Here is a 16178-nt window from a genome sequence, read left to right on the forward strand (position 1 = left end):
CCGGGACTCAACAATGACGCCCGGGTGCAGGTCGAAGTCCTGGAGGAGCACCAGTGCATCCAACGGGTCGCCGTCCTCGCCGAGCGTGTTCTCAAAGTATCCGTAATGCGTGGGGTACTGCATGGAGGTGAAGAGGACGCGGTCCAGGCGGACGCGGCCGGTCTCGTGGTCAACTTCGTACTTGACGCGTGATCCCTTGGGGATCTCGATGGTCACGTCATGCTTCATGGAATGCTCCTCGGCAATTGCAGGGGGTTCGCGGCACACCTGACGGCTCACCAAAAAGGAGTGTCCGTGCCGCCGACTACTATTGAGGATATAGCGAGAGGCCCTGGAATCAGGAACTTGTGGGGATATTTCAGGACTTGAGGACCAGCACCAGCATGACCAAACCAACAGCCGCGGAACCGTGGCGTGACCGTGCCCGCCACGGTCTCACGTCGGGCATTTCCGGCCTGTGGAGGTCCTGGCCTTCGGTTTTGCAGACGGCCCTGCTGGTGGTTCTTATGGTGCCCGCGGCCCTGCTGGTAGCTCCTGGATTCCTTGGCCCCGAACCACCTGCCCCCGCTCCGCCGGCGCCGGCATGGCAGCAGCCCCCGGCCACGCTTTCGCCCGGGCTGGGGCTTGCGCCTCTGAATGACTCGGCTGCCGTTCCCCTCGCGGCCAGCGTCAGCGCCCAATTGGAACCCCTGTTGAAGGCCGACGGCGGTGGTACCTTCACGGGGGTGGTCCAGGATGCGCTCACGGGCCAGGCCCTTTTTGACCGCGGGGGATCCGAGAACAGGGTGCCGGCTTCGAACATGAAGCTGTTGACCGCGGTGGCGGCTTTGCGTTCCCTTGGCCCCGGGCACCGCTTTACCACGGAAGTAGTGGCGGGCCCGGCCGCCGGGCAGGTGGTGCTGGTGGGCGGGGGTGACGTCCTCCTCGGGCCGGGGGAATCGAACGAGGACCTGGTAATGGGCCATGCCGGACTGGCCACGCTGGCTGCCCAAACGGTGGAGGCGCTTTCAGCAGCGGGAACCGCCGGGGAGATTAAGGTCCTCGTGGACGATTCCCTGTTCACAGGCCCTGCCCTGAACCCAGCGTGGGAGAGAGGGGACGTGGCGGCCGGGGAAGTGGCGCCCCTGCACCCGCTGGCCCTGAACTCGGGCCGTTATGATCCCGCCGTCACCACCGGCCCCCGCCCACAGGACTCAGCCATCACTGTGGCCGAGGAGTTCGCGGCCCGGCTGCGGACGGCAGGTGCAGCCGTGGGGCTGACGGTGGCAGCCGGCGTCGAACGTATCCCGCAGCCGGCACCAGCGGGTGAACCGGCCGAAGATGGAGGCGGCGAGCCCGCCATCCTGGCCGGGGTGCAGTCGGCTACGGTAGCGGAGCAGGTGGCCCACATGCTGCAGGAATCGGACAACTACCTCGCCGAAGTCCTGGGGCGGTTGGCGGCAGTAGCCGCAGGCCAGCCAGGCAGTAACGACGGCGCGACGGCCGTGGTCCGGGCACAGCTCGCCGACGCCGGAATCCCCGTCGACGGCATGAATCTCGTGGATGTGTGCGGACTGGCCATGGGCAACCAGGTGTCCGCCCGCCAGATCACGGAGGTGGTGCGTGCCATCACCTCGGGCACAGACAGCAGGCTCCGCGCCGCCCTAAACGGCTTTCCGGTAGCCGGCCTCACCGGAACCCTGGACACCCGCTACGGCGACGACTTAACAGTCCGCGGCGCAGGACTGGTCCGCGCCAAGACCGGCACCCTGAACACGGTGCTCGCGCTCAGCGGCTACGTGGTTGATGCCGACGGCCGCCTCCTGGTCTTCTCCTTCATCGGCAACGGCCTCACTCCAGGCACGGCAGGCAACAGGGTGGCACTGGACAGGGCCGCGACGGCGCTCGCCGGCTGCGGCTGCCGTTAGGGCGCTGCTGCCGCTACGACTCGGGACGCGGATGGATATGCGCGGTGCTGACCCTATGAGCGGCCCCGGCCAGCACCGCTTATGCGGTCCCTGGCCGTTTATGCTGAGCTGACAGCGGTCGGTCCGCCGGGTTCGCCGGTGAGCGAACTTAAGGACGATCCACAGCCTGCTGTGTTCTGATGGGACCTATGGAGTCCACTGCAGGTGAGTCGTCAGCCCAAACGTTGTCCAGCCAGGCCTCGGCCTTGATCAATTGGGACCTCGCCGCCTCCACCGCGGCGCGGCTGGCTCCTGCCGGTCCTGTCCTGAACCAGGCGGCCATCGGTGACGCGGTGGAGAGCCTGCGCCGGCTTGCCGATGCTTCGGTTGAACACGTGCATGAGATCACCGGGCTGGAAGCGGCAAGGGACCTCCGGGACTCAAACGTGCTGGTGGTGGACCGGGCCTCGTGGGCAAAAGCCAACACCCAAAGCTTCGCCGTCATGCTGAAGCCAGCCATGGAAAAGATGCTCGAAAACCGCCGTGGAAACGTGAGCCCGGCCGCGGCCGGCGTCAGCGGCGCCATCACCGGCAGCCAGCTGGGCGCCGTTCTGGCTTTCCTGTCGAGCAAGGTCCTGGGCCAGTACGATCCGTTTGCCGCCCTTGCCGAAGGTTCCACCGCACCCTCAGGCGGACGCCTGCTCCTGGTGGCGCCAAACATCCTGGCCGTTGAGCGTGAACTGAACGTCACCCCCGAGGATTTCCGCCTCTGGGTGTGCCTGCATGAGCAGACGCACCGGGTGCAGTTTGCGGCGGCGCCTTGGCTGCGGCACCATATGCTGCAGCAAATCGATGACCTCAGCGGGCACCTGCTGGGCAACGTTGACACCCTGATGGAGCGGGCCACTGCCGCTGCCCGCTCGCTGAAAGACCGGACCGGCAATGGAAACACCCCCGGCCGTGGCGCCATCCTGGACCTCCTGCAGGACCCGGAGGAGAAGGCGGCCATCTCGCACCTGACCGCCGTGATGAGCCTCCTCGAGGGCCATGCCAACGTGGTGATGGACGCCGTGGACGCAAGTATCGTGCCGTCAGTGAAGACCATCCGGCAGCGCTTCAACGACCGCGGCAAGGACCGCGGCGTGATCGAGAAGTTCATCCGCAACCTCCTCGGCCTGGATGCCAAGATGCGCCAGTACTCAGATGGTGCCCGCTTCGTCCGTGCAGTAGTGGACGTCGCGGGAATGGAAGGCTTCAACAGGGTCTGGGAGTCGGCGGACCACCTGCCCACTGAACCTGAGATCTACGACGCCAAGCTGTGGCTTGAGCGGATGGGGCTCTGATTGCCGGATAGCACCTTGCCTGACGCGCCTCCGCCCACGGCACCTGTCACCGCTTCTCCACACCGCAGCGGCCGACGGCGGCCCGGGAGGCTGGCGCCCGTCGTCGGCACAGCGCGCAAAATGCTCCAGGACGCCCTGGCCCAGGCCGGTTATCCCCACCACGTCATCGTGGCCTGCAGTGGCGGCCCGGACTCCCTCGCCCTGGCATCGGTGGCTGCCTACTTCGCCCGCCGCGGGCACGTGGACGGCGATCCTGTAACTGTGGGCGCAGTGGTGGTGGACCACCAGCTGCAGGAGGGCTCCGGAGAGGTGGCGGCGGAAACAGCCCGCGTCCTGCAGGAACTGGGCCTCGCCCCCGTGGAAATCCGGACCGTGACAGTGGCCGGAGAAGGCCTCGGCCCCGAAGCCGCCGCGAGGGAAGCCAGGCATGAAGCGCTGGAAGCTGCTGCCAGGAGCCAGGGCGCGGACGCCATCCTGTTGGGCCACACCCTGGACGACCAGGCCGAACAGGTGCTGCTGGGGCTGGCACGGGGCTCGGGGACACGTTCGCTCGCAGGAATGAGGGCGGCCCGCGGTAGGCTGCTTCGCCCGTTCTTGGGGCTTCGCCGCGCGGACACCGAGGAGATCTGCGCCGTGGAGGAACTGAAGCCGTGGCACGATCCCAGCAACTCGGACCCCGCCTTCGCCCGGTCACGTACGCGGGTGGAAGTGCTGCCGCACCTCGAGGAAAAACTTGGCCCGGGCGTCGCGGAATCCCTCGCCCGGACGGCATCCATCCTGCAGCTGGACGCCGACTACCTGGAGGATGTGGCGGAAGCCACCTTCACGTCCCTGGTGGAGCGGAACGGCCAGGAACTGAGCCTGCCTGAGGACGCGTTGCGCGCCCTGGCACCGGCGATCAGGTTCCGCGTGATCGCCAAAGCAGCGGCCGACGTCGGCGGGCAGCAACCCAGCTACCAGCGCCTTCTGGCCGCGGAAGCGCTACTGCGGCGGCAGGGCTCTGCGGGTCCCGTTGAACTGCCGGGGGGAGTGAGCGTCTTCCGCTTGTCGCTGACGCAGCTGGAAGGCGTCCCGGAACCGGAGGGCTCTGTGGCAGCGGATAACGGCACATCCGTTCCCCGCAGACCCGCACGCTGTGGGAAGCTAGTACTCCGGCCGCAAAAACAGCCCGCAAAATAGTCGCACCCCGCATCTACACAGGAGCCATTGGTGGATTCAAACGACGTCCAGGCAGACCTCAAGCACGTTCTCTACACCAAGGAGCAGATCCAGCAGCGGATCACGGAGCTCGCTGCCCAGATCGACAAGGACTACGAGGGCCGCGAGATCCTCATTGTGGGCGTCCTCAAGGGTGCCGTCATGGTTATGGCTGACCTTGCCCGCGCCCTCCACAGCCACATCTCCATGGACTGGATGGCTGTTTCCTCTTACGGGTCCGGCACCCAGTCCTCAGGCGTTGTCCGCATCCTCAAGGACCTGGATACGGACCTGATGGGCAAGGACGTGCTGATCGTTGAAGACATCATCGACTCCGGCCTCACGCTGTCCTGGCTGAAGACCAACCTGGAATCGCGCGGCACGGCTTCCGTGGAAATCTGCACGGCCTTCCGCAAGCCCACCGCCGCCAAGGTGGAAATCGACGTCAAGTACGTCGGCTACGACATCCCCAATGAATTCGTGGTGGGCTACGGCCTGGACTACGCCGAGAAGTACCGCAACCTCGACTTCGTGGGAACCCTCGCGCCGCACGTTTACGAGTAGGCTCCGCCGGCGAGGACATTGCCACCACGCCGTATGCCCGGCGTATTATCCTGGCCGCAGATGATGCCGGCAGAGCCCCGGGAGACAGGCGCAGGAAGGGCCGCAGCGGGAGTGCCAGGGGCCACTACGCCCAGAGGGAACTTTTGCCCTGCACCATGCGTGATCTACTCCGGACGGTGTATAGCTAGAAGCTGACGCAGCACCATCACGCGCGCAGACTAGTCGCCGTGCAGCACTACCAGGAGGGACGGGGCCAGCCCCCGACACAGATGAAAGCTAAGAACTTCTTCAAGGGCCCGGGCATCTGGATCGTTGTCGTGATCGGCATGCTCCTGGTGGCTTTTGCAACGCTGGCTCCCGGCGGTGCCGCACGGATTGACACTGACAAGGGCCTCGAACTGCTTGCCGGCAACAACGTTGAGCAGGCAAAGATCTTCGACGGTGAAAACCGCGTTGACCTCGTGCTGAAGGAAAACTACCAGCAGGACGGGCAGGACAAGGGCAAGAGCGTCCAGTTCTTCTTTGTTGACGCCCGCGCCCAGGACGTTGTCCGGGCTGTCACCGCTTCTGCACCCACCGGCGGCTACACGGACCAGCCGATCGAAAGCAACTGGTTCTCCGGCCTGCTCTCCCTCCTCATCCCGGTTATCCTCCTGGGCGCGCTTTTCTGGTTCCTGATGACCCGCATGCAGGGCGGCGGCTCCAAGATCATGCAGTTCGGCAAGTCCAAGGCCAAGATGGTCAGCAAGGACATGCCGCAGGTAACGTTCGCTGACGTGGCAGGCTCGGACGAGGCCGTGGAAGAACTCCAGGAGATCAAGGAATTCCTGCAGGAACCGGCCAAGTTCCAGGCTGTTGGCGCCAAGATCCCCAAGGGCGTGCTGCTGTACGGCCCCCCAGGCACCGGTAAGACCCTCCTCGCCCGGGCTGTCGCAGGTGAGGCCGGCGTCCCCTTCTTCTCCATCTCCGGCTCGGACTTTGTGGAGATGTTCGTCGGTGTGGGCGCATCCCGTGTCCGCGACCTCTTTGAGCAGGCCAAGACCAACTCGCCCGCCATCATCTTCGTGGACGAAATCGACGCCGTCGGCCGCCACCGCGGTGCCGGCATCGGCGGCGGCAACGACGAACGTGAGCAGACCCTCAACCAGCTGCTGGTGGAGATGGACGGCTTCGATGTCAAGACCAACGTCATCCTGATCGCTGCCACCAACCGTCCCGACGTGCTTGACCCCGCGCTGCTGCGACCTGGCCGCTTTGACCGCCAGATCGGCGTGGAAGCGCCGGACCTGATCGGCCGCGACCAGATCCTGCAGGTTCACGCGAAGGGCAAGCCCATGGCGCCCGGCGTGGACCTCAAGGCCGTGGCCAAAAAGACCCCCGGCTACACCGGCGCGGACTTGGCCAACGTGCTGAACGAGGCCGCGCTCCTCACCGCCCGCTCCAACGCCAACCTCATCGATGACCGTGCTCTGGACGAGGCCATCGACCGCGTTATGGCCGGCCCGCAGAAGCGCAGCCGCGTGATGAAGGAACACGAGCGCAAGATCACCGCGTACCACGAGGGCGGCCACGCCCTGGTGGCAGCCGCGCTGCGGAACTCCGCGCCGGTCACCAAGATCACCATCCTTCCCCGCGGCCGGGCGCTCGGTTACACCATGGTGGTCCCGGACAACGACAAGTACTCCGTGACCCGCAACGAGCTCTTGGACCAGATGGCCTACGCCATGGGCGGCCGTGTCGCCGAGGAAATCGTCTTCCACGATCCCTCCACCGGCGCCTCCAACGACATCGAGAAGGCTACCGGTACCGCCCGCAAGATGGTGACCGAATACGGCATGAGCGAACGCGTTGGCGCGGTGCGTCTGGGCCAGGGCGGCGGGGAGCCGTTCCTGGGCCGCGACGCCGGGCACGAGCGCAACTACTCGGACCAGATCGCGTACGTCGTGGACGAGGAAGTGCGCCGGCTGATTGACCAGGCCCACGACGAGGCCTACGCCATCCTCATCGAGAACAGGGACGTCCTGGACCGCCTGGCCCTCGAGCTGCTGGAACGCGAAACGCTGAACCAGTCCGAGATCGCCGACATCTTCCGCGACATCCGCAAGCGTGATTTCCGTGAGGTGTGGCTGTCCAAGGAAACCCGTCCGGTCCAGACCGCCGGCCCGGTGGAATCGCGCCAGGAAAAGGCAGAGCGCGAGGCCCAGGAGGAAGCCAAGCAGGCCCGCCTGGACGAGCCGCTGGATGCCCAGCCGCCGCATCCTCAGGGAGTTCCGGAGGACGCACCGTTCCAGGGAGGCATCCCGGACTCGGGGCCTGACGCCCTTCGCGGCTAAGCTTCTACCGTGACCCACTTCGACGACGACGTTCCCGCTTCCGCCGTACATCCGGTGGAGGGCGGCGCCCACCACTCCTCCAAACACCCAAAAGTGGACCGGCCCCGGATAGAGGCAGCTGTCCGTGAGATTCTCCTGGCCATCGGAGAGGACCCGGACCGCGGCGGCCTCGTGGACACCCCCAAGCGGGTGGGCAAGGCTTATGCCGAGATGTTTGCCGGGCTGCACCATGATGCAGCCGAGATCCTTTCCACCACCTTTGACCTTGACCATGAGGAGCTCGTTTTGGTCAAGGACATCCCGTTCTACTCCACCTGCGAGCACCACCTGGTGCCGTTCCACGGGGTGGCCCATGTAGGCTATATCCCCTCGCACGACGGCAAGGTGACCGGGCTGAGCAAGCTGGCCCGGCTGGTGGACATGTACGCCCGCCGCCCCCAGGTGCAGGAGCGCCTCACCACTGAAATCGTCGAAGCGATGGTCAGTCACCTCAAGCCCCGTGGCGCGATCGTCGTCGTCGAATGCGAACACATGTGCATGTCCATGCGCGGTATCCGCAAGCCCGGAGCAAAGACCGTCACCAGTGCGGTCCGCGGGCAGCTTCATGACCCGGCCACCCGTGCCGAAGCCATGAGCCTCATCCTCGGAAGGTAATCATCAGACCATGGATTCACTAGCTGCAGCGCCGGGAACCGGCCCCGCAACCTCTCCGCTCCCCATCCTGCGCAAGCCGCGGCCGGCGGCCCGGTTTGAAGACCTGCCCACAGACCGCACCCTGGTGATGGGCATCGTCAACGTCACCCCGGACTCCTTCAGCGACGGCGGCGAGCACGCGACGGCGGACACCGCCATAGCTGCCGGCCTCCGGATGTTCTACGCCGGCGCGGACATCATCGACGTCGGCGGCGAATCCACCCGCCCAGGCGCAGAGGATGTCAGCCTGGAAGAAGAACAGCAGCGCGTAGTCCCCGTGATCGAGGCGCTGGTGAAAGCCGGCGCCCTCGTCAGCATCGACACCGTCCACGCCTCCACCGCAGCCGCAGCCCTCAAGGCCGGCGCCGCCATCATCAACGACGTCTCCGGCCTCACCATGGAACCGGAGATGGCCGAGCTCGTGGCGTCCTCCGGGGCCCCCTACATCCTCACCCACCGCCGCGGTGACGCCCGCACCATGAACTCCCTGGCGGAGTACAAGGACGTTGCCGGGGAAGTGGTGGCCGAACTGGCCGGAGTTCGGGACAAGCTCTACGCTGCCGGGGTCAGCCGGGAACAGATCATCATCGATCCCGGCTTGGGGTTCGCCAAGAATGACGCCCAGAACTGGGAGCTCCTGCAGAACCTGGACCAGCTTCAAAGCCTGGGCCACAGGATCCTTGTCGGGGCCTCCCGCAAGCGGTTCCTTGGCACCCTGTTGACGGTGGCCGGCAAATCCGCTGCGCCGCAGGAACGGGATGCCGCCACCGCGGCGATCACTGCCATCAGCGCCTACCGAGGCGTCTGGGCCGTACGCGTGCACGACGTCGGCCCCAGCCTGGACGCCGTTAAGGTTGCCGCGCGCATGGCCGTCACAAGAACCAGCCAGTAGGCCCAGCCATGGACAGGATTACGCTGACCGGCGTCACCGCCGTCGGCCATCACGGCGTCTTTGATTTTGAACGCCGCGAGGGGCAGCCTTTTGTTGTGGACGCGGTGCTTTATCTGGACTTCACCAAGGCGGCGGAATCCGATGACGTCCGGGACACCGCGCACTATGGCGAGGTGGCTCAGCGTATTGCTGCATGGATATCGGGGGAACCGCTGAACCTGATAGAGGCTCTGGCTGTCCGTATTGCGGACAGCCTGCTGAACGAATTCCGGCTCCAGGCTGTGGACATCACGGTGCACAAACCCCAGGCGCCCATCGAGGTGCCCTTCGGGGATGTGGCCGTCAGTATCCACCGTGCCCGGAACAACAGGGAGAGACCAGTCCAGGGGGAAAGACTATGAACTCCGGTTATTCCAAGGTGGTGTTGGCCCTGGGCAGCAACCTGGGTGAACGCAACGAGACGCTGACCGAGGCGGTTGCGGACCTCGTTGACCTGCCCGAGATCCGCCTCCTCGCTGTGTCGCCCATTGTCCAGACCAAGGCCGTCGGCGGACCGCCCGGCCAGCCGGACTTCCTGAACATGGTTATCACCGTGGAAACCAACCTCTCCCCGCACAAGCTGCTGGAACACTGCCAGGCCGTGGAAAACAAGCACCACCGCGTGCGGAAGGTGCGCTGGGGGCCGCGCACGCTCGACGTCGACATCATCTCCTATGGCGACCTCCGCAGCGATGATCCGGTCCTGACGCTGCCGCATCCCCGCGCTGCCACCCGGGCCTTCGTTCTCTACCCCTGGTCGCTTATTGAGCCGGCTGCCACCCTGGACGGCGAACGCATCAGCACTTTGGCCGCGCGGGCGGAGGATTTTGGCGACCTCGCCCCGTTCGACGGCTTCGGCGACTTTGACGGACTGCGTGCCGCGGGGGTGGTGAAGGAGCGATGAAACCCATCAATCCGCTTCGCCTCCTGCTCATCGGCTTCATCCTGGCCGTGGCGGGCTGGTCGGCCACCGTGGTGACAAGCCGTTACAGCATGGCCACGCCCGTCCTGCCCCTCACCGCGCTGGCCACCATGGGCGTCATCGTTGCCATCACCCTGATCCTGGGCATCCGGGTCCTACGGTGGCGCAACAGCAAGAAGCCGAACAGCACAGAAAAGAAAAAGGTGCTCGATCCGCTCCTCGCAGCCCGGACGCTGGTGCTGGCCCAGGCCTGCGCCTATGCCGGGACAGTCCTGCTCGGCTGGCACGTGGGGATCTTTTTGGACCAGCTGCGGATCTGGAGCCTGCGCAGCAACCAGGGCATCACCTGGTTGGCGCTGGCGATGGCCGGCGGCGGACTGGTGATGATAGTGGTGGGCCTGCTGGTTGAGCGGTTCTGCAAGATTCCGCCGGAGGACGGCGACACCAACGGCGCAGGCGGAAAACCGGGCCGCGCGGTACGCGGAGAAGCCGCAGGGGAAGGCGAATATGCATACCGAGGCGATTGACCCGCCGGGAATCGTCTGGCAGCGGGTCTCACCCAAATACGTCACTGTCCGGCTGGTGCAGTGGGCGTTGGGGAACCTCATCACAGTCCTCCTCCTTTCCTTGCCCCTGGTGCTTGTGCTCCTGGACGTCTGGGCCTGGCCGCCGCTGTGGCTCGCCGTCACCGTCCCCTCCGTGGCGCTGGTCCTCGCCCTGTGGCGGCTGGTGCTGATCCCGCGCCAGGTGCGGGCCATCGGGTACGCCGAACGGGACGATGACCTGCTGGTCAGGACCGGCATCTTCTTCCAGCGCACCATGGCCGTCCCGTATGGCCGGATGCAGTACGTGGACATCGGAGTCGGGCCCGTGGAACGCGCACTTGGCCTGTGCACGTTGAAGCTGCACACGGCCTCGCCGGGAACGAACGCCCAGATCCCCGGACTGCCCGCAGCGGAGGGCGCGCGGCTGCGCGAGCAGCTCGCTGCCCGGGGCGAAGCCAGGCTGGCAGGACTATGACGGCAGAGGGGCCGCATCCGGAGCCTGGAGGCCCTGCCACCTTCCCTGCCTTCGAAAGTGCCGCGCCGAACCCTTTGCCCGGCACCGCGGCCGACGGCGAATGGCTGCGGGTGCACCCGGCCTCTCCTTTCGTGCGTGGCTGGGTGGCCCTTGCCGCCATCGGCTTCTTTGTTGGCCGGGACGTCTTTGAGCGGGCGCTGCAGGGCCGGCCCATCCTCGAGGATGAATTCGCCGGCCGGGCACCGTTCCTGCTGGCCGGGGGCGCAGTGATGCTGCTCATCGCGGTGCTGGGCTTCATCCTCACCTGGTACTTCACCAAATACCAGGTGTCTGGCGGTTACGTCCGGGTCAACACCGGCTTCATTTTCCGGCAGCAACGCCAGGCGCGGCTTGACCGCGTCCAGGCCATCGATATCGTGCAACCCCTGCTGGCCCGGATCTTCGGCCTGGCCGAGCTCAAGTTCGAGGTGGCAGACGCGGGGGAGTCCGCTGTCCGGCTGGCTTACCTGAAGATGGACGATGCCCGGCAGCTCCGGGCCACCATCCTGGCGCGGGCCGCCGGGGTGACCCTGGATCCTTCCCGCCCCGAGGAGCCGGCACCCGAGGCGCCGGAATTTCCCGTACTGTCCGTGCCGCCGTCGCGCCTTGTAGGTTCCCTGCTGCTCAGCGAGCAGAGCGTCTTTGTGGTGCTGGGCGGCGCGGCGTCCGTCATACTGACTGCCGTCACGGGCAATGCAGCGTTCTACCTGTACCTGATCCCGGCTGCGCTCGGACTGGCAGCCAGCTACTGGGGGCTGTTCAACAAGGGGTACAACTTCACCGCTGCCATCTCGCCTGATGGCATCCGGCTCCGCTACGGGCTGCTGGATACCCAGGCCCAGACGCTTCCGCCCGGCCGGATCCAGGCATTGAAAGTCATCCAGCCGCCGCTCTGGCGGGCGATTGGCTGGTACAGGATCCAGGTCAACGTGGCTGGCTACGGCATCGTCGAAAGCGCCGGCGAGGGCTCGGGCCGGACCACGATCCTGCCGGTGGGCAGGCTTGGCGACGTGATGGCAATCCTCGCGCTGGTGCTTCCGGACCCCGGCACGCCGCAGCCTGCCGCCGTGTTCGGTGCCGGGCTCCAGGGGCTGGATTCCGGCGGCGGATTCGTCACCACTCCGCGCAGGGCGCGCCTCCTGGCGCCGCTGGGATGGCGCCGGAACGGATTCACGGCCACGGACACCGCGCTGCTGATCCGCTCAGGCCGCTGGTGGCGGGAACTCGTGGTGGTGCCGCACCAGCGGACCCAGTCGATGGCAGTGCACCAGGGCCCGTTGGCGCGCCGGTTCCGCCTGGCCGACCTGGTATTGCACACCACCGCCGGCCCGGTCACACCGCGCCTTCGGCAGGCGGATGTGGAGCAGGCGATGGCGCTCTTCGACGAACAATCCGCCCGCGCCCGGCTGGCGCGGAAGCGGCAGACCACGGAACAGTGGCTTCGGCAGGTGGCTCCGGGGGTAGGACCCGCCGAACCCGGAACCGCCGGAACTACGCCCGCCGAACCCGGAACCGCCGGAACTACGCCTGCCGGAACCAGGCCCGCCGAAACCCCCGGCCAAACGCAGAAAGGCCAGCAGCATGGCTAAACCCGGACGCCTCGGCGTCGGAATCGTGGGCGCAGGAAAGGTGGGTGCCGTGCTGGGCGCCGCCCTGCGCGCGGCCGAACACGCCGTCGTCGGCGTCTCAGCGGTTTCCGAGGCAAGCCGGGAACGGGCGGAAACGCTGCTTCCCGGCGTGCCCGTCCTGGAAGTCCAGGACATCGTGGAGCGTGCCGAGCTGGTGCTGCTGGCGGTGCCCGATGACGCCCTGCCGGATCTGGTGGAAGGCCTCGCGAAACTGGGTGCATGGCAGCCGGGCCAACTGGTCGCCCACACGTCCGGCCGGTTCGGGGTTGGGGTGCTCCATCCGGTACGCGCTGCCGGGGCCGTTCCGCTGGCTCTGCATCCGGCCATGACCTTCACCGGGATGACCCTTGACCTGACCCGCCTGCTGGACTGCACCTTCGGGGTCACCGCGGATGCGGCCATGCTGCCGATTGCACAGGCGCTGGTAGTGGAGATGGGCGCAGAGCCCGTGGCCATTGCCGAGGCGGACAGGACCCTGTACCACGCGGCACTTGCGCACGGCTCGAACCATCTGGTGACCCTTGTGGCACAGGCTTCCGAGCTGCTGAGTGAGGTGGGAGTGGAAGCGCCGGAGCGCATGCTGGGTCCGCTGCTGCGGGCAACCCTGGAGAACGCATTAGCCTCCGGGGAGTCCGCCCTCACCGGCCCCGTAGCGCGTGGCGACACGGGAACGGTCAAGGCGCATGCCGAGGCGTTGCGGGAGTTCGACGGCGGCGGGCAGGGGGATGTGCTCGCGGCATACCTGGCGATGGCACGGGCCACAGCACTGCGCGCCGAGGGGCGCGGGCTGCTGAAACCTGACCAGCTGGGGGAGTTGCGCAAGGCCCTGGAACCGGAGGAAGACTGAAGATGTCCATCAAGCTCGTCACTACTGTTGCCGACCTCCACGCGGAGAGCGCCCGGCTCCTGGCCTCCAGGCGCGGCACGTCCCAGGGGCTGGTGCCCACCATGGGTGCGCTGCACGAGGGGCACGCCGCCTTGGCCCGCACCGCCGCCGAACAAAACGACGTTGTGGTGGCCACCATCTTCGTCAACCCGCTGCAGTTCGGCGACGCCACGGACCTGGACCGTTACCCGCGGACGCTCGGCGCCGACCTTACGCTGCTTGACGAGCAGGGCGTGGACCTGGCCTTTGCCCCGTCGGTGGACGAGGTGTACCCGGACGGCCCGCCGCGGGTGCGCGTCACCTCCGGAGTGCTTGGGGAGAAGTGGGAGGGCGCTTCGCGGCCCGGCCACTTCGACGGTGCCCTCACGGTAGTAGCCAAGCTGCTGCACTACGGAATCCCGGGGGCAGGGCTGCCCGCTTCGGTGACGGAGGACGGGGGCTTGCCCGCTTACCGCGCCTATTTTGGGCAGAAGGACGCCCAGCAGTTGGCGCTGGTCCGGCGGATGGTGGCAGACCTGAACTTCCCGGTCGAAATCGTTGCAGTGCCGACTGTTCGTGCCGTGAATGGACTGGCCCTCTCCAGCCGCAACCGCTTCCTGTCCGAGGAAGAGCGCGAGGCGGCGCTGGTGCTGTTCCGCGCACTGCGGCTGCTTGAGGAGCGGGCGAAGGCGCGGGAACCACTCGATCTTGAGTCAGCACAGGCGATGGTGGAGTCCCAGCCCCTGGTGGGCTTGGACTACTTTGATGTGGTTGACCCGGCCACTTTGGAGCCGCTGGCCGAGAACTGCCGGGAGACGCCGTTTCGAGGCGAAGCCCTCGCACTCATCGCCGCCAAGGTGGGACCGGTGCGGTTGATCGACAACATGCCGCTGAGCGCATAACTGAGTCCTGTTGGCCGCTCGAATTGGCCGGGGCGAACTGGCGCGGCGATTTGAAGCTAGATGCCTGGTATGCCCCGGTTGGCCACCAATTGTTCCAGGAGCGCGCGCTCCGGCCTGCCCGGATTCCTGGCGACGCAGCGACGGAGCCTTGCCCTTGCAAGCTCTTCCCCGGGTTCTTCCCTGCGCAGCACTTCATCGATGAGTTCCTGGGCCTGCCACCGGAGTGAATCGATGGCGAACTGACGGATCTCGGCCGGTGTATCGCCGGCCATCCAGGGGTCCGGGTCTGACGGCACGCTCTGGAACATCCGTTCTGCTGACATAGGGGCCTCCTTGCACCAATCCGAAGTGGCCGGGGCCTCTGCGGCGTCGTAAGCACTCGCTGGAAGCAACATTACAGGGGGGAGACCGGTCTGTCTTTACCACGGGCGGTAAACTGGAGATGTTATGAACCCAGAAGCGGAGCTTCCCCGGTCCGGGGCGGTGAACCACGTACCTCCAGCCACGCCTTCCGCGGCGGCTCCTTCACCCATGGTCGCCGAAGCACCCGCGCCGGAGACCGCCACCGCCAAATCCGTTGCCCGGATCATGACCGTTGCCTACGAGCTTTTCTCGCGTCGCGGTGTGCGGGACGTTGGGGTGAATGAGTTGATTGAGCGGTCAGGGGTGGCCAAAGCAACCTTCTACCGGCACTTCCCGTCCAAGGACTCGCTGGTCCTGGCTTTCCTGGAACAGCGGGACAAGCAATGGACAGTGGATGCGATTGTCTCGGAGGCACGCCGCCGGGGGCACACGCCGGCCGAGCAATTGCTGGCCATTTTCGATGTCTTCGGAGACTGGTTCCTGCGCGAGGATTTCGAAGCATGTTCCTTCATCAACGTCCTGCTGGAAATGGGCCCGGCCCATCCGCTGGGCCAAGCCAGCATCGATTACCTCGCCAAGATCCGCGGGCATGTGCAGGCCCTGGCTGAAGAGGCAGGGTTAACCCGCCCGGAGGAGTTTGCCCGGTCCTGGCACATCCTCATGAAGGGTTCGATTATCTCTGCCACCGAGGGCGACATGCAGGCGGCCAGGCGCGCGCAGCAGATGGCCGGCTGGCTGATTGAGCACCACCGGAGCTAGCCCAACCACCATGCATCGCTAGCCCAACCACCATGCATCGCAGGACTGACGTTACCTCGTGCCGGCCCGGCCTCCAGACCCCGCACGGTGCCCAAGATGCTCAGCTTGCTTATTACTTTCGGCGTTCCTAGGTTGGATCCTGTCAGGCAAACAACTCGCGAAGCGGTACCGCCGCGCGCGCATCGCCCCAGGAGGCATCCGCCCCAAGCGAGGAGGAAAAGTGTCAGAACATAACATCGCAGGTAAGAAGGTCGCATTCCTGTTGACGGACGGCGTCGAACAGGTTGAACTCACCAGCCCCTGGCAGGCAGTCAAGGACGCCGGCGGCCAACCCACCTTGGTGGCCCCGAAGAGCGGAAAGCTGCAGGGTTACAAAGGGACGGAAAAAGGCGACACGTTCGACGTCGACCTAACGGTTGCGGAAGCGAACGCCTCCGACTTTGACGCCTTGGTCCTTCCCGGTGGCGTGGTTAACGCGGACCACCTCCGCGTGGACAAGGATGCCCAGAGCTTCACCCGGAGCTTCTTCGAACAGCACAAACCCGTTGCTTCCATCTGCCACGGACCGTGGCTGCTCATTGAAGCCGGTGTGGTGCGCGGGCGGAACCTCACGTCCTACCACACCCTTCAGACGGACCTGAGGAATGCCGGCGCCAACTGGACGGACGAGGAAGTGGTGGTGGACCAGGGCCTCGTCACCAGCCGCAACCCGGATGACCTCCCGGCCTTCAAC

18 protein-coding genes are annotated in these 16178 nt (G+C 66.2%); 16 read left to right on the forward strand and 2 right to left on the reverse strand.

The window, feature by feature from the left end:
• Positions 1-228: inorganic diphosphatase (locus tag AC5RWX_RS22000; protein ID WP_494098430.1), on the reverse strand; the 228-nt coding region annotated here is incomplete at its 3' end.
• Positions 229-383: 155 nt separating this feature from the next.
• Here AC5RWX_RS22000 and dacB point away from each other — a divergent pair.
• The 14 genes from dacB (at position 384) to panC (ending at position 14323) form a co-directional block, all read left to right on the forward strand.
• Positions 384-1907, forward strand: coding sequence for a D-alanyl-D-alanine carboxypeptidase/D-alanyl-D-alanine endopeptidase (gene dacB / locus AC5RWX_RS22005; RefSeq protein WP_494098431.1), 1524 nt, complete (start codon positions 384-386; stop codon positions 1905-1907).
• A 188-nt stretch (positions 1908-2095) separates the two neighbouring features.
• A complete protein-coding gene (locus AC5RWX_RS22010; protein WP_494098432.1) occupies positions 2096-3229 on the forward strand; it encodes a zinc-dependent metalloprotease in 1134 nt (377 codons plus the stop codon).
• Positions 3230-3349: 120 nt separating this feature from the next.
• Positions 3350-4408 carry a tRNA lysidine(34) synthetase TilS gene (gene tilS / locus AC5RWX_RS22015; RefSeq protein ID WP_494098433.1) on the forward strand — a complete coding sequence of 353 codons (1059 nt, stop codon included), beginning with the start codon at positions 3350-3352 and terminating at the stop codon, positions 4406-4408.
• A gap of 30 nt (positions 4409-4438) precedes the next feature.
• Complete coding sequence (gene hpt, locus AC5RWX_RS22020; protein WP_041651844.1) at positions 4439-4990, forward strand: hypoxanthine phosphoribosyltransferase; 552 nt, start codon at positions 4439-4441, stop codon at positions 4988-4990.
• Positions 4991-5259: 269 nt separating this feature from the next.
• On the forward strand, positions 5260-7323 hold the full coding sequence (ftsH, locus tag AC5RWX_RS22025; protein WP_494098446.1) for an ATP-dependent zinc metalloprotease FtsH: 2064 nt from the start codon (positions 5260-5262) through the stop codon (positions 7321-7323).
• Positions 7324-7332: 9 nt separating this feature from the next.
• Positions 7333-7977: a GTP cyclohydrolase I FolE gene (folE, locus tag AC5RWX_RS22030; protein WP_494098434.1), complete on the forward strand. Its 645-nt coding sequence runs from the start codon at positions 7333-7335 to the stop codon at positions 7975-7977.
• Between the two features lie 10 nt (positions 7978-7987).
• Positions 7988-8908, forward strand: a complete 921-nt coding sequence (folP, locus tag AC5RWX_RS22035) for a dihydropteroate synthase (protein ID WP_494098435.1) — start codon at positions 7988-7990, stop codon at positions 8906-8908.
• Between the two features lie 8 nt (positions 8909-8916).
• Positions 8917-9309 carry a dihydroneopterin aldolase gene (gene folB, locus AC5RWX_RS22040; RefSeq protein WP_494098436.1) on the forward strand — a complete coding sequence of 131 codons (393 nt, stop codon included), beginning with the start codon at positions 8917-8919 and terminating at the stop codon, positions 9307-9309.
• Positions 9306-9851 carry a 2-amino-4-hydroxy-6-hydroxymethyldihydropteridine diphosphokinase gene (folK, locus tag AC5RWX_RS22045; protein ID WP_494098437.1) on the forward strand — a complete coding sequence of 182 codons (546 nt, stop codon included), beginning with the start codon at positions 9306-9308 and terminating at the stop codon, positions 9849-9851. Before folB ends, folK begins: the two co-directional genes overlap by 4 nt.
• Positions 9848-10396, forward strand: a complete 549-nt coding sequence (locus tag AC5RWX_RS22050; protein WP_494098438.1) for a DUF3180 domain-containing protein — start codon at positions 9848-9850, stop codon at positions 10394-10396. The genes folK and AC5RWX_RS22050 overlap by 4 nt, the downstream gene beginning before the upstream one ends.
• Entirely contained in the window at positions 10377-10889 is a 513-nt protein-coding gene (locus AC5RWX_RS22055; RefSeq protein ID WP_494098439.1) for a PH domain-containing protein, read from the forward strand. The genes AC5RWX_RS22050 and AC5RWX_RS22055 overlap by 20 nt, the downstream gene beginning before the upstream one ends.
• Positions 10886-12517, forward strand: coding sequence for a PH domain-containing protein (locus AC5RWX_RS22060; protein ID WP_494098440.1), 1632 nt, complete (start codon positions 10886-10888; stop codon positions 12515-12517). Before AC5RWX_RS22055 ends, AC5RWX_RS22060 begins: the two co-directional genes overlap by 4 nt.
• A complete protein-coding gene (locus AC5RWX_RS22065) occupies positions 12510-13403 on the forward strand; it encodes a Rossmann-like and DUF2520 domain-containing protein (RefSeq protein WP_494098441.1) in 894 nt (297 codons plus the stop codon). The genes AC5RWX_RS22060 and AC5RWX_RS22065 overlap by 8 nt, the downstream gene beginning before the upstream one ends.
• A 2-nt stretch (positions 13404-13405) precedes the next feature.
• Positions 13406-14323, forward strand: coding sequence for a pantoate--beta-alanine ligase (gene panC / locus AC5RWX_RS22070; RefSeq protein ID WP_494098442.1), 918 nt, complete (start codon positions 13406-13408; stop codon positions 14321-14323).
• Positions 14324-14379: 56 nt separating this feature from the next.
• On the opposite strand, the gene AC5RWX_RS22075 is transcribed toward panC, so the two are convergent.
• On the reverse strand, positions 14380-14646 hold the full coding sequence (locus AC5RWX_RS22075; protein ID WP_494098443.1) for a hypothetical protein: 267 nt from the start codon (positions 14644-14646) through the stop codon (positions 14380-14382).
• A 124-nt stretch (positions 14647-14770) separates the two neighbouring features.
• Here AC5RWX_RS22075 and AC5RWX_RS22080 point away from each other — a divergent pair, with 124 nt between their 5' ends.
• Together AC5RWX_RS22080 and AC5RWX_RS22085 are read left to right on the forward strand one after the other, a co-directional pair.
• Positions 14771-15445 carry a TetR/AcrR family transcriptional regulator gene (locus AC5RWX_RS22080; protein ID WP_494098444.1) on the forward strand — a complete coding sequence of 225 codons (675 nt, stop codon included), beginning with the start codon at positions 14771-14773 and terminating at the stop codon, positions 15443-15445.
• A gap of 220 nt (positions 15446-15665) precedes the next feature.
• A partial coding sequence (locus tag AC5RWX_RS22085) for a type 1 glutamine amidotransferase domain-containing protein (RefSeq protein ID WP_494098445.1) occupies positions 15666-16178 on the forward strand: 513 nt, incomplete at its 3' end.

It is taken from the genome of Arthrobacter sp. SPT-J7 (assembly GCF_059089965.1).